This window comes from Micromonospora noduli, assembly GCF_003264475.1.
Classification (GTDB): Bacteria; Actinomycetota; Actinomycetes; order Mycobacteriales; family Micromonosporaceae; genus Micromonospora; species Micromonospora noduli.
The window spans coordinates 70,912-85,358 of sequence record NZ_PYAC01000005.1; the positions used below are offsets into that span (position 1 = coordinate 70,912).

A 14,447-nucleotide genomic window follows, 5' to 3' on the forward strand; every position below is an offset into this window, starting at 1 on the left:
TCGTATCACCGCAGATCAGCGAAGGTCATTGGAGACACCCGTTCCCGAAGGGATGGACAGATGTCCGTACCGCAATACCGAAAGGCTGCGGCGGTTGCGCTCGTGGCCGGCCTGGGGCTCAGCCTCACGGCATGCTCCACGAAGAGCGACGACAAGGGCTCGAACGCCGGCGGCAAGGTCACCATCACTGTCGACTGCCAGCCGGTCGGCGCCCAGAAAGAGCTGTTGAAGAACTGGAACGACGACGTCGCCGAGTTCCAGAAGCAGAACCCGGACATCACCATCAAGAGCGTCAGCGTCGGCGAGCAGTGCAACAACCCGCCGGACTTCACCGCCCGCCTCGCCGGCGGCACCGTGACCGACGTCTTCTACGGGTACATGACGGATCTCCAGCAGGTGCTCGACTCCGGCCAGGCGATGGACATCAGTGAGCACGTCAACAAGGACACGATCCCCACCTGGGACAGCGTCGACCCGGCGCTCAAGGAGGTCTTCACCGACGGCGGCAAGCTCTACGCCGTTCCGGTGGATAACTACTCCATGGGCCTGCTCTACAACAAGGCCCTGTTCCAGCAGGCCGGGCTGGACGTGAACAACCCGCCGAAGACCTGGGCCGAGGTCCGGGCCGCCGCCAAGAAGATCTCTGCTCTCGGCAACGGCATCGCCGGCTACTCCGAGTACAGCGCCGGCAACACCGGCGGCTGGCACTTCACCTCCCTGCTCTACTCGCAGGGCGGCCGGGTGCTGACCGAGGACGGCAAGAAGGCCGACTTCAACAACGCCATGGGCAAGCAGGTCCTGCAGAACCTCAAGGACATGCGGTACGGCGACAACAGCATGGGCGCCCGTCAGCTGCTCCAGTGGGGCGACCTGCTGACGAACGCCGGCGCGGGCAAGGTCGGCATGTTCATCGGCGCGCCGGACGCCACCCAGGCGATCGTCAGCCAGTTCCAGGGCAAGTTCCAGGACTGGGCGATGGCCCCGCTGCCCGGCCAGGACGGCGCGGCGAAGGGGACGCTCGGTGGCGGCGAGGGCTACTTCTTCAAGAAGGACCTCAGTCCCGAGCAGGTCAAGGCCGGTCTGAAGTGGATCGCGTACCAGAAGCTCACCCCGGGCAAGGGCCAGTTCGACTACGCCCGGGCCAAGCCGCAGAACTACCCGGTGGGTCTGCCCCAGCCGCTGCTCTTCGCCAACGGCAGTGACGCGCAGAAGCAGGAGCTGGAGCTGCGTAAGGCGAACGCGAACGTCGACACGGCGAACTTCGCGCTCTTCGAGGCGACCCCGGTTCCGATCAAGGGTGAGCCGCGTAACGCCCAGGCCGTCTACGCGGTGCTCGACGCCGCGATGTCGGGTGTGCTGACCAACCCGAACTCGAACATCGACGCACTGCTCAAGACCGCCGAGGAGAAGGTCAACCAGCTCCTCGCCGCCGAGAGCTGACCGATCGTGTGGGGGTCGGGACGCCGACCCGACCCCCACGCCACTCGCACCACATCTCGACGTCACCGACTCACCCAGGAGTTGCCTTGGCGATCACCACCGTCCCGGAGACCCCCAGGAAACCGGGCCGCCCGCCGTCGCCGTACTCGGCGAGGCCACAGCGCACCAGCCTCGGCCGCAAGGTACGGGACAACCTCACCGGTCACGCGTTCCTGATCGGGGCGGTGCTCTGCTTCGTCGTCTTCTCCTGGTACCCGATGGTCCGCGGCATCATCATGAGCTTCCAGCGGACCCGGCGTGGCGAGACCACCTGGGTGGGTTGGGACAACTACTCCCGCATCATCGCCGACCCCAGCTTCTGGACGGCCTGGCAGAACACCTTCTACTTCACAGTCCTGGCGCTGGCCCTCGGGTACGTGGTGCCGTTCTTCGTGGCGATCCTGCTCAACGAGTTCCGCCACGCCAAGGGGTACCTGCGGATCCTGGTCTACCTACCGGTGATGCTGCCGCCGGCCTCCGCGCTGTTCCTCTTCAAGTTCTACGCGTACGACCCGAGCGAGGCCGGGCTCTTCAACGCGATCCTCAAGGCACTGCACCTGCCCACCTCGCAGTGGATGCAGTCGCCCGAGATGACGATGCCGGCCATGGTGCTCGCGTCGACCTGGATGAACATGGGCGGCGCAGTGCTGATCTACCTGGCGTCGTTGCAGAACATCCCTGGTGAGCTGTACGAGGCGGCGGAGCTCGACGGCGCCGGGATCTGGCGCCGGATCGTCCACGTGACGATCCCGCAGACCCGGTTGATCCTCGCGCTCCTGGCGATGTTGCAGATCGTCGCCACCATGCAGCTCTTCATCGAGCCACTGATCCTCGCCAACGGCGCGGGCGCGGAGGACTCGGCGACCTCGGTGGCGTACCTCATCTACCAGCACGGGTTCTTCCAGAACGACCTCAACGGCGCCGCCGCCCTGGGCGTGATCATGCTCGTGGTGCTGGCCGGCTTCTCCGCCGTGTACGTGCGGCTGACTGCGAAACAGGACTAGGACGGCGAGGAATGGCACAGGATTCCGGAACCCGGACCCTCATCTCCCAATCCCAGCTCAGCCGGGGGCGTGGCCGGGTCATCTACTGGACGCTGCTGGTAGTGGTCGTGGCGGGGTTCACGCTCGTCTTCCTCGGACCGCTCTACTGGATGGTCACCGGCGCGCTCAAGTCCGGCCAGGAGATCGCGCAGACCCCACCGTCGCTGTTCCCGAAGGACCCGCAGCCGCAGAACTACATCGACGCGTGGAACAACCTGGCCCTCGCCAAGCTGCTCTTCAACACCTTCTACTACGCCATCGGCGCGGTGCTGTTCCAACTCGTCTTCGACACCGCCGCCGCGTACTCGCTGTCCAAGCTTCGACCGATCTTCGGCAACGTGATCCTCGCCCTGATGCTGGGGACGCTGATGATCCCGGCGATGGTCCTCATCGTCCCGCAGTACGTGACGGTGATCGACCTGCCGATCGTGCACATCAACCTGCTCGACTCACCGTTCGCGATCTGGCTGCCCCTGGTCGCCAACGCGTTCAACATCTTCCTGTTGAAGCGGTTCTTCGACTCGATCCCCGAGGAGCTGATGGCGGCCGCCCTGATGGACGGGGCGACGTCGCTGCGCACGCTCTGGTCAATCATCCTGCCGCTGTCGCGCCCCATCCTCGGCGTCGTCTCGATCTTCGCCGTGACGGCGGTCTGGAAGGACTTCCTCTGGCCGAAGCTGGTCATGCCGTCACCCGAGACCCGGACGGTCAGCGTCGGCATCTACGCCTTCGCCGGTGGCACACCGATGAACGTGGTGATCGCCGCGTCGGTCATCGCCGCGATCCCCACTGTCATCATCTTCCTGATCTTCCAGCGGAACATCATGTCCGGTCTGACCACGGGCAGCATCAAGGGCTAGTGACCACCGGTCCTCCCGCGCGGCGAACAACGACCGTTCGCCCGACACATAACCAGGTCCGGCGAACCCGCCGACGTACTGACGCAGAAAGCAGGTGCTCGTGTCCACAGCTGACAGAAGTCCGTGGTGGCGTGGAGCCGTGATCTACCAGGTGTATCCCCGGAGCTTCGCCGACGGTAACGGCGACGGCATCGGTGACATCGCCGGCATCCGGTCCCGGCTGAACCACCTGTCCGCACTCGGCGTCGACGCGATCTGGTTTAGCCCCTGGTACCCGTCCCCGATGGCGGACGCCGGCTACGACGTCTCCGACTACCGCGACATCGACCCGGTCTTCGGCACCCTCACCGAGGTCGAGGCGCTGATCGCTGAGGCGCACGCGCTGGGCATCCGGACCATCGTCGACGTGGTGCCCAACCACTGCTCCGACGCGCACCCCTGGTTCCAGGCGGCGCTCGCCGGCGGACCCGGCGCGCCCGAACGGGAACTGTTCTGGTTCCGGCCCGGCCGGGGTCCCAACGGCGACGAACGACCCACCGACTGGATCGGCGAGTTCGGCGGCGAGACCTGGACCCGCACCACCAACCCGGACGGCACCCCCGGCGACTGGTACCTGCACCTGTTCGCCCCCCAGCAGCCGGACTTCAACTGGGACCACCCCCGGGTGCGGGAGGAGTTCGAGGACATCCTGCGGTTCTGGTTCGACCGGGGCGTGGACGGCATCCGGATCGACTCGGCCGGGCTCCTGGTCAAGGACGGAACACTGCCCGAGGTCCGCGAGGACCAACCGCACCCGTTCCACGACCTCGACGGGGTGCACGAGATCTACCGGGGCTGGCGTCGGGTCGCCGACGAGTACGCCGACCGGGCGCTGATCGGTGAGGTGTGGCTGCCGGACCGGCAGCGGTTCGCCAACTACCTGCGCCCGGACGAGCTGCACGCCGCGTTCAACTTCGACTTCCTCGGCTGCGCCTGGGACGCCGCGGCGCTGCGGGAGAGCATCGACGGGACGCTGAGCGCGCACGCGCCGGTCAACGCGCCGGCCACCTGGGTGCTCTCGAACCACGACGTCACCCGGCACGTCACCCGCTATGGTCGCGCGGACACGCGGTTCAGCTTCGCCGCCAAACGCGAGGGCACCCCCACCGACCTGGAGCTGGGCACCCGCCGGGCCCGCGCCGCCGCGCTGCTCTCGCTGTCGCTGCCCGGTGCCGCCTACGTCTACCAGGGCGAGGAGCTGGGCCTCTACGAGGTCGAGGACATCCCGTACGCGATGCGGCAGGACCCCATGTGGGAGCGGTCCGGCCGGATCGACCCCGGTCGGGACGGCTGCCGCGTACCGCTGCCGTGGGCCGGGGACGAGCCGCCGTTCGAGTTCAGCCCCGAGGGTGCCGCGGCGCCCTGGCTGCCGCAGCCGGCCGACTGGAAGGACCGAACGGCCAGCGCGCAAACCGGCGACTCGGCTTCGATGCTGGAGCTGTACCGGGCGGCGATCCAGGCCCGAAAGGCCGACCCGGCGCTCGGCGACGGTGAGCTGACCTGGTTGCCCGCCCCGGACGGGGTGCTGGCGTTCAGCCGCGGCGGCGGCTTCACCTGCCTGGTCAACCTTTCCGCCGCGCCGGTGCCGATGCCAGCTCAGGGGGAGTTGCTGCTGGCCAGCGGGCCGCTCGACGACGGGTTGCTGCCATCCGACACAGCGGTCTGGCTGCGTACCGCCGAATCCACCGACGGGCCGCGCGGGGCGGACGGCCCGGCCTGACCTGACTTTGCTCGCCGTGGTGCCGGCGGCCCGTCCCGGCCGCCGGCACCACGCCAACCAGGAAGGGAGAACCGAGGGGGGACGCGCGACACCGCACCGACACGGGGGGATCTGGCCTGCCTGACGAAAGGGAGAGCGCAGCTCATGGCCAACCACACCACCGGCACCCCGCACCACCTTCGACACCCGGCCCGGGCAGGATTGGCCGCCATCGCCGCCACCCTGCTCGCCGCCACCTCGGTCACCGCCCTCGCGGTGACCGGCACCGCGACCCCGGCCTCGGCGGCGGGGCTGTCCCCCTTCGACATCCCCAACCGGGGCGCCACCGTTCCGTTCGTCGAGCAGGAGGCGGAGGAGACCGCCCACAACGGCACGAAGATCGGCCCGGACCGGCGCTACGGCACGCTGCCGTCCGAGGCGTCCGGCCGGGAGGCGGTCACCCTCGACGCTGTCGGCGAGTACGTCGAGTTCACCCTCACCGCCCCGGCCAACGCTGTCACCTTCCGCTACAGCCTGCCGGACAGCCCGGCCGGCACCGGCCGCGACGCCTCCATCGACCTGCGGGCCAACGGTGCGCTGCTGAAGTCGGTAGCGGTCACGTCGAAGTACGGCTGGTACTACGGCGGGTACCCGTTCAACAACAACCCGGGCGACACCAACCCGCACCACTTCTACGACGAGACCCGGGCGCTGTTCGGCAGCACCCAGCCGGCCGGCACGAAGATCCGGCTCCAGGTCTCCTCGACCGCGCAGTCGCCCACATTCACCATCGACCTGGCCGACTTCGAGCTGGTCGCCCCGGCAATCACGAAGCCCTCCGGTGTGCTCGACGTGGTCACCGACTTCGGCGCCGACCCGAGTGGCGCCACCGACTCGACGGCGAAGTTCCAGGCGGCGGTCGACGCCGGCAAGGCCCAGGGCCGGGCGGTCTGGATTCCGACCGGCACCTTCACGCTCTGGGACCACGTGGTGGTCGACGGGGTGACGCTGCGCGGCGCGGGGCCCTGGTACTCGGTGCTCGGCGGCCGGCACCCCACCGAGCGGAACCGGTCCGTCGGCATCTACGGCAAGTACGTCCCCGGTGGCGGCTACACCGGCCCGGTCCGCACACACGAGGCGAACGGGCCCAGCCGCAACGTCACGCTGCGGGACTTCGCCATCATCGGCGACATCCGGGAACGGGTCGACGACGACCAGGTCAACGCCCTGGGCGGGGCGATGACCAACTCGGTGGTGGACAACCTCTGGCTGGAGAACACAAAGGTCGGGGCGTGGATGGACGGCCCGATGGACAACTTCACCATCCGCAACAGCCGGATCCTGGACCAGACCGCTGACGGGGTGAACTTCCACACCGGCGTCACCAACTCGACGGTGACGAACACGTTCGTCCGCAACACCGGTGACGACGCGTTGGCGATGTGGGCGCAGAGCGTGCCGAACGTCAACAACTCCTTCACCCGCAACACCATCGGGGTGACCCTGCTGGCGAACCACCTGGTCAGCTACGGCGGTCGGGACATCAAGATCACCGATAACGTGACGGCCGACTCGCTGACAAACGGCGGTGGCATCCACGTCGCGAACCGCTACCCCGGCGTGCAGGGCGCCACCGGAGTCCAGGGCACCTGGACGATCGCCCGGAACACGTTGATCCGTAACGGCAACTCGGACTACAACTGGAACTTCGGTGTCGGGGCGATCTGGTTCTCCGCGCTCAACGAGGCGTTCCAGAACCCCACCATCAACATCACCGACACCGACATCCTGGACAGCTCGTACGCGGCGCTGCACTGGATCGAGGGCCAGACCAACGGGATCAACCTCAACAACGTACGGATCGACGGCGCCGGCACGTACGCGCTCCAGGTGCAGGCGAACAGCCAGGTGTCGTTCACCAACGTGCGGGCCACCAACATCGCGCAGAGCAACCCGATGCACAACTGCGTCGGCGCCGGCTTCCAGATCACCCAGGGCTCCGGCAACTCCGGCTGGTACACCCCGACCCCGTACTGCGGCCCGTGGCCGAACCCCCAGTGGGGCGGCGGACCCACCTCGCCGCCGCCCACCACCCCACCGCCCACCACCCCGCCCCCGACCACCCCGCCCCCGACCAGTGGGAACCTGGCGCTGGGCCGGCCGACGACAGCGACCAGCACCAACCAGAACTACACGGGCGCAAACGTGGTGGACGGCAACGCGTCGACGTACTGGGAGAGCGCCAACAACGCCTTCCCGCAGTCGGTCACCATCGACCTGGGTGCCTCCCGGTCGGTCGACCGGGTGGCGCTCAAGCTGCCCAGCGGTTGGGAGCAACGCACCCAGACCCTGTCGGTGCTCGGCTCCACCGACGGCTCGTCGTACACCACACTGGCGTCGTCCGCCGGTCGCGTCTTCACCCCCGGTACGGGCAACACGGTGTCGATCGGGCTGCCCTCCGGTGACCGCCGCTACATCCGGGTCACCGTCACCGGCAACACCGGCTGGCCGGCCGCGCAACTCTCCGAGGTCGAGGTGTACGGCGGCACCCAGACCACCCCGCCGCCGACCACGCCACCGCCGACCACGCCACCGCCGACCACGCCACCGCCGACCACGCCGCCCCCGACCACCCCGCCGCCCAGCGGCAACCTGGCGGCCGGACGGTCGATCACCGAGACCAGCCACTCCGACGTGTACGCCGCCCCCAACGCGGTGGACGGCAACGCGAACACCTACTGGGAGAGCGCCAACAACGCGTTCCCACAGTCGTTGACTGTGGACCTGGGTGCCGACCGGTCGGTGTCCCGGGTCGTGCTGAAGCTCCCACCCTCATCAGCCTGGCAGACGCGTACGCAGACGCTGGCGGTGCTCGGCTCCACGAACGGCTCGACGTTCAGCACGCTGAAGGCGTCCGCCGGCTACAGCTTCAACCCGGCCAGCGGCAACACGGTCACCGTGACCTTCACGGCGACCACCCAGCGGTACCTGCGGCTGACCGTCACCGGCAACAGCGGCTGGCCAGCCGGCCAGCTCAGCGAGTTCGAGGTCTACTCCAGCTAGGTCGGATTCCCCCGCCCGGACCGGGCGGGGGCACCCGGTCCCGGGCGCCCCGGCGCAACGCCGCGCCAGCCGTCCGACCCCGTCCCCAACCCGCACCGTCCCCCACCTGTCGCGGAACGACGGGCGTACCCCTGCACCCGTCACCGGGCAACGCACCCACACCCACCCCCGAAAGAGGTGTAGCGACCCCATGTCCAGGACTGGCACCAGACGAGGCACGCCGCCAACCGGCGCGCCCACCACCGTCCCCCGCACCGCCCGAACCGGCCGCCGTCGGATGCTCGCCAGCGCGCTCGCCGGGATGCTCCTCGCCACAGCCCCGGTCGTCACCCCCATGGCGAGCGCGGCACCGGCGGCCGACCCGTCCGCGGCCGCCGCCCGCGTGGCCATGCTCGCCGGGCTCTCCGCCACCATGACCGCCAGCAGCTACAACCAGAACTACGTGGCGGGCAACGCCAACGACGGCAACGCGTCGACCTACTGGGAGAGCGCCAACAACGCCTTCCCGCAGTGGATCCAGGCGGACCTGGGCGCCACTGTCAGCGTGGACCGGGTGGTGCTCAAGCTGCCACCCGCGTCGGAGTGGCAGACCCGTACGCAGACGCTGTCAGTGTTGGGCTCGACCAACGGCTCGTCCTTCACCACACTGAAGGCGTCCGCCGGCTACACCTTCAACCCGAGCAGCGGCAACACCGCGACCGTCAGCTTCACCGCCGCCAGCACCCGCTACGTACGCGTGCAGGTCACCGGCAACACCGGTTGGCCGGCCGCCCAGCTGTCCGAGGTCGAGGTCTACGGCGCCACCGGCAGCACCGACACCCAGGCGCCCAGCGTGCCGGGCAACCTGGCCTACACCCAGCCGGCCAGTGGGCAGATCCGGCTCGCCTGGTCGGCGTCGACCGACAACGTCGGGGTGACCGGCTACGACGTCTACGCCAACGGCGCGCTGCGCGGCAGCGTCAACGGTTCGACGCTCACGTACACCGACAGCCAGCCGACCAGTGCCACGGTGTCGTACTACGTGCGGGCCAAGGACGCGGCCGGCAACCAGTCGGCGAACAGCAACACAGTGACCCGGACCGGCACCGGCAACCCGCCGACCGGTTCCAACCTGGCGATCGGCAAGCCGATCACCGCCTCCGGGTTCGTGCACACGTTCGTGGCCACCAACGCCAACGACAACAACGTGGCCACCTACTGGGAGGGCAACGGCAACCCGAGCACGCTGACCGTGCAGCTCGGCGCGAACGCCAGCCTCAGCCAGGTCGTCGTGAAGCTCAACCCGGACTCGGCGTGGGGCGCGCGTACCCAGAACATCACGGTGCTCGGCCGGGACCAGGGCTCGTCGAACTTCACCACACTGGTCGGCGCGGCGAACTACAGCTTCAACCCGGGCAGCGGCAACACGGTGACCATCCCGGTCTCCGGCGCGGCGGCCGACGTACGGCTCTCGATCGCCTCGAACACCGGCGCTCCGGCCGGTCAGGTGGCCGAGTTCCAGGTCTTCGGCACCCCGGCGCCGAACCCGGACCTGACCGTGACCGGTATGTCGTTCAGCCCGTCCGCACCAGTGGAGACCAGCACCATCACGCTCTCCGCCACGGTGCGTAACGCGGGCTCGGCGGCCTCCGGCGCGACAAACGTCAACTTCTACCTGGGATCCACCCGAGTGGGCACGGCCTCGGTCGGCGGTCTCGCGGCCGGTGCCTCGACCACTGTCAGCGCCAGCATCGGCACCCGGGACTCGGGCAGCTACCCGCTCAGCGCCAAGGTCGACGAGTCGAACACCGTCGTCGAGCAGGACGACACCAACAACAGCTACACGAACCCCAGCCCGTTGGTCGTCGCCGCGGTCGCCAGTTCCGACCTGGTCGCCTCGGCGGTCGCCTGGTCGCCGGGCAACCCGTCGGCGGGCAATACGGTGACCTTCTCCGTGTCCATCCGCAACGCCGGCAACCAGGTTTCCGCCTCCGGTGCGCACGGCATCACACTGACCGTGCTCAACGAGTCCGGCACCGTGGTCCGTACCCTGACCGGCTCGCACTCCGGCGTGATCAACGCCGGTGCCACTGTCGGCCCGATCAGCCTGGGCACCTGGACCGCCGCGAACGGCAAGTACACAGTCCGGGTGGTGCTCGCCGTGGACGGCAACGAGCTGCCGGTGAAGCAGGCCAACAACACGAGTGACCGGCCGCTCTTCGTCGGTCGCGGCGCCAACATGCCGTACGACATGTACGAGGCTGAGGACGGCGTGATCGGCGGCGGCGCCGCCGTCGTCGGACCGAACCGGGAGGTCGGTGACCTGGCCGGCGAGGCGTCCGGTCGGCGGGCGGTGACCCTCATCTCGAACGGCAGCTACGTCGAGTTCACCACTCGGGCCAGCACCAACACGCTGGTCACCCGCTTCTCCATCCCGGACGCACCGGGCGGCGGTGGGATCAACTCGACACTGAACGTCTACGTCAACGGCACGTTCCACAAGGCCATCGACCTGACGTCCCGGTACGCCTGGCTCTACGGCAACGAGACCAGCCCGGGCAACTCGCCGAGCGCGGGCGGTCCGCGGCACATCTACGACGAAGCCAACGTCATGCTCAACTCCACAGTTCCGGCCGGCAGCAGGATCCGCCTTCAGAAGGACCCGGCCAACACCACCACGTACGCCATCGACTTCATCAACACCGAGCAGGTGGCACCGATCGCCAACCCGGACCCGGCGCGCTACACCACGCCGACCGGCTTCACCCACCAGGACGTGCAGAACGCCCTGGACCGGGTGCGGATGGACACCACCGGCAACCTGATCGGGGTGTACCTGCCGGCCGGTAACTACTCCACCTCGTCGAAGTTCCAGGTGTACGGCAAGGCGGTCCAGGTGACCGGCGCCGGCCCCTGGTACACCCGGTTCAACGCGCCGTCGGGCCAGGACAACACCGACATCGGCTTCCGGGCCGAGAACTCGGCGGCCAACTCGTCGTTCAAGAACTTCGCGTACTTCGGCAACTACACCTCGCGGATCGACGGCCCGGGCAAGGTGTTCGACTTCTCCAACGTGTCGAACATCGTGATCGACAACATCTGGAACGAGCACATGGTGTGCCTCTACTGGGGCGCGAACACCGACTACATGACGATCAAGAACTCCCGGATCCGGAACATGTTCGCCGACGGCATCAACATGACCAACGGGAGCACCAACAACCTGGTCAGCAACAACGACGCCCGGGCCACCGGCGACGACAGCTTCGCGCTGTTCTCGGCGATCGACGCGGGCGGCGCCGACATGAAGGACAACGTCTACGAGAACCTGACCTCGACCCTGACCTGGCGGGCTGCCGGTGTCGCCGTGTACGGCGGCTACGGCAACACGTTCCGCAACATCTACATCGCGGACACCCTGGTCTACTCCGGCATCACCATCAGCTCGCTCGACTTCGGCTATCCGATGAACGGCTTCGGCGCCAGCCCGCCCACCCGGTTCGAGAACATCTCGATCGTGCGGGCCGGTGGGCATTTCTGGGGCTCACAGACCTTCCCGGCGATCTGGGTCTTCTCCGCCTCGAAGGTGTTCCAGGGCATCCGGGTCAGCGACGTCGACATCATCGATCCGACCTACAGCGGCATCATGTTCCAGACCAACTACGTCGGCGGGCAGCCGCAGAACCCGATCACCGACACGGTCTTCACGAACATCTCCATCAGCGGTGCCCGCAAGAGCGGGGACGCCTACGACGCGAAGTCCGGCTTCGCCATCTGGGCGAACCCGATGCCGGAGGCTGGGCAGGGGCCGGCCGTCGGGTCGGTCACTTTCAACAACCTCCGGTTGAGCAACAACGCGGTGGACATCCAGAACCCGACGACAACCTTCACCATCAACCGCAACTGAGCTAGCCGGTAGCCGACGCCGTCGGGGGGTGCAACCCTCCCGGCGGCGTCGCGCCGTGTCGGCCCTCGCCCGCCGCGAACCGGGCCGCGCCGGCCGCCGCGTCCGTGGCCAGCGAGTTCATCCCGTACGCCAACTCGGTCGCCAGCGCCTCCGGCTCGGGTCGTCCCGCACCGGCCAGCAGCGCCGCCCGGTCGTTGCGCAGGCAGGTCTGCGGATGGCGGGCGATCGCCGCCGCCAGCTCCTCGGCCGCGGCCCGCGCCTGGCCGGGTGGCACCAACCGATTGACCAACCCCATCGTGTACGCCTCGTCGGCCGGCACCGGGCGGCCGGTGAGGATCAGGTCCATGGCCCGACTCTCGCCGATCAACCGGGGCAGCCGGACGGTGCCGCCGTCGATCAACGGCACTCCCCAGCGGCGGCAGAACACCCCGAGCGTCGCGTCGGACTCAGCGACCCGCAGGTCGCACCAGAGCGCCAGTTCGAGCCCGCCCGCCACCGCGTAGCCGGAGATCGCCGCGATCACCGGTTTGCTGAGCGTCATCCGGGTCGGACCCATCGGGCCGTCCCCCTCCGGCTCCACCCGGTTGCCGCTCGGTGTGCCGATCGCCTTGAGGTCGGCGCCGGCGCAGAACGTGCCACCGGCACCCCAGAGCACTGCCACCGAAGAGTCCGGGTCGGCGTCGAAGGCCCGGAACGCGTCGGCCAACGCCCGAGCCGTAGGACCATCCACGGCGTTCCGAACGTCCGCCCGGTCCAACACCACCGTGGTGACCGCCCCGACCCGCTCCACCCGCACACCCATCCCGCCAGCATGCCGGGCCCGCCCCACCCCCACAATCCCCGTCGATCTTGCACTTCCGGTTGCCGGTTCGCGGCTGTTGTCCCGGATTATCGGAGCAGAAACTACAAGATCGGCGGCGTGAGTGGTGCGGCAGGTTTGTCGCGGCCGACCGGTTTGCGACGGCGATCGCCGGGAAGTCGGTACTCGTGCGAGCACTTTTGACGAAAGTTGAGCAGGACTCCCGGCTGGACCGCGCGGGTGACCGGTTGCAGAAGGTCGTCCTTGGGACGCTGCGTCCACGCCGGTTACGCGACCTGCTGCACGGGGTGACCCTCGGGCATCCGCTGCACCCGGCGATGGTGCAGGTGCCGGTCGGCGCATGGATCAGCGCCGCGGTGCTGGACCTCATGCCCGGGCAGCGCCGGCCCGCCACCGTGCTGGTCGGTCTGGGCACCGTCAGCGCGCTGCCAGCGGCGGTCGCCGGTCTGAACGACTGGGCAGCACTCGCCCGGGACCAGCGCCGGGTCGGCCTGGTGCACGCCGCCGCCAACACCGTCGGCATGACGCTCTACGCCGGCTCGTTGGCCGCCCGGCTGTCCGGCCGCCACGGCATGGGTCGCGCCCTCGGCTTCCTCGGGCTCTCCACGGTGAGCCTTGGCGCGTACATCGGGGGTCACCTGGCGTACAAGCAGGGGGCGCAGGTCAACCAGAGCATCTCCGAGCTGCACCGGATGACCGATGGCTGGCACTCGCTGGCAGACATGGCCACGCTGCCGCAACGCACCCTGATCACCCGAGAGGTGGATGACGACATCTCGGTGATCCTCTACCGGCACGGTGACGAGGTGACCGTGATGTTGGAGCGCTGCCCGCACCAGAGCGGACCGCTCGGCGAGGGTGAGGTGCAGGAGATCGACGGGCACGCCTGCGTGGTCTGCCCGTGGCACGGCAGCGCCTTCCGGCTCAACGGCGGTGAGGTCGTGCAGGGGCCGTCCGGCAACGACCAGCAGATCCTGCCCACCCGGATCCAGAACGGCGTGCTCCAGACCCGCCTGCCCTGACCGGCCTGCCCCGACTGCGTGCCCTGACCGGCCCATCCTGACCGGCCTGCGGTGCCTTCGGCGTCGCTGTTTGCCATCCCGCGTCGCTGTGTGCCACCCCGCGTCGCTGTTTGCCACCCCGCGTCGCGCTGTGCCATCCCGGCGCTGATGCTCCGCGCCTCGGAGGCAGTACGTCCTCGACGCTCATACCTGTGAGTCATAAAAATGACTCACAGGTATATCGCTCTTCGAGACATTGCCCCGGCCGCTCCCGTTAGGCGGCGTGACCAGACCGTCGCGGCCGCGAATCGGCGCGACCTGGAGGAACCGGTCCGGCATTCGATGGCCAGCCGAGTCGCCGGCCTGGCACCCGGCATGACCCTGCCTGAGTTTGCGGAGCCTCCGCAGGGCGGCGCAGAAAACAGGTCGTGCGGGCCCGCTCAGGTGCGTCGGTGTCGGCCGACCGGCGGACCGTCCGGTACGGAGTCGAGGCCGTGCCCGCCGTCGAACAGCCCGCCCTCACCACCAGCATCGGCCCAGCCGTCGTCACCACTCCA

Annotated in this window: 8 protein-coding genes; 7 read left to right on the forward strand and 1 reads right to left on the reverse strand. The window is 68.8% G+C overall.

Annotation, left to right across the window (positions count from 1 at the left end; translation table 11 throughout):
• Positions 1 to 60: 60 nt before the first annotated feature.
• The 6 genes from MED15_RS08570 (at position 61) to MED15_RS08595 (ending at position 12,069) form a co-directional block, all read left to right on the forward strand.
• Positions 61 to 1,440: an ABC transporter substrate-binding protein gene (locus tag MED15_RS08570; protein WP_112698779.1), complete on the forward strand. Its 1,380-nt coding sequence runs from the start codon at positions 61 to 63 to the stop codon at positions 1,438 to 1,440.
• 86 nt (positions 1,441 to 1,526) lie between these two features.
• The gene (locus MED15_RS08575; protein WP_112586243.1) at positions 1,527 to 2,483 is read left to right on the forward strand and encodes a carbohydrate ABC transporter permease; all 957 of its coding nucleotides are present in this window, start codon (positions 1,527 to 1,529) and stop codon (positions 2,481 to 2,483) included.
• A gap of 11 nt (positions 2,484 to 2,494) precedes the next feature.
• Positions 2,495 to 3,382: a carbohydrate ABC transporter permease gene (locus MED15_RS08580; protein ID WP_112586245.1), complete on the forward strand. Its 888-nt coding sequence runs from the start codon at positions 2,495 to 2,497 to the stop codon at positions 3,380 to 3,382.
• A gap of 139 nt (positions 3,383 to 3,521) precedes the next feature.
• Positions 3,522 to 5,141: a glycoside hydrolase family 13 protein gene (locus MED15_RS08585; protein WP_244220415.1), complete on the forward strand. Its 1,620-nt coding sequence runs from the start codon at positions 3,522 to 3,524 to the stop codon at positions 5,139 to 5,141.
• A 144-nt stretch (positions 5,142 to 5,285) separates the two neighbouring features.
• The gene (locus MED15_RS08590; RefSeq protein WP_112735287.1) at positions 5,286 to 8,183 is read left to right on the forward strand and encodes a galactose-binding domain-containing protein; all 2,898 of its coding nucleotides are present in this window, start codon (positions 5,286 to 5,288) and stop codon (positions 8,181 to 8,183) included.
• Between the two features lie 190 nt (positions 8,184 to 8,373).
• Positions 8,374 to 12,069: a galactose-binding domain-containing protein gene (locus MED15_RS08595; RefSeq protein WP_208646596.1), complete on the forward strand. Its 3,696-nt coding sequence runs from the start codon at positions 8,374 to 8,376 to the stop codon at positions 12,067 to 12,069.
• A gap of 1 nt (position 12,070) precedes the next feature.
• On the opposite strand, the gene MED15_RS08600 is transcribed toward MED15_RS08595, so the two are convergent.
• On the reverse strand, positions 12,071 to 12,871 hold the full coding sequence (locus tag MED15_RS08600; protein WP_112732925.1) for a crotonase/enoyl-CoA hydratase family protein: 801 nt from the start codon (positions 12,869 to 12,871) through the stop codon (positions 12,071 to 12,073).
• Between the two features lie 185 nt (positions 12,872 to 13,056).
• Here MED15_RS08600 and MED15_RS08605 point away from each other — a divergent pair, with 185 nt between their 5' ends.
• Complete coding sequence (locus MED15_RS08605; RefSeq protein ID WP_112586253.1) at positions 13,057 to 13,911, forward strand: Rieske (2Fe-2S) protein; 855 nt, start codon at positions 13,057 to 13,059, stop codon at positions 13,909 to 13,911.
• Positions 13,912 to 14,447: the final 536 nt, after the last annotated feature.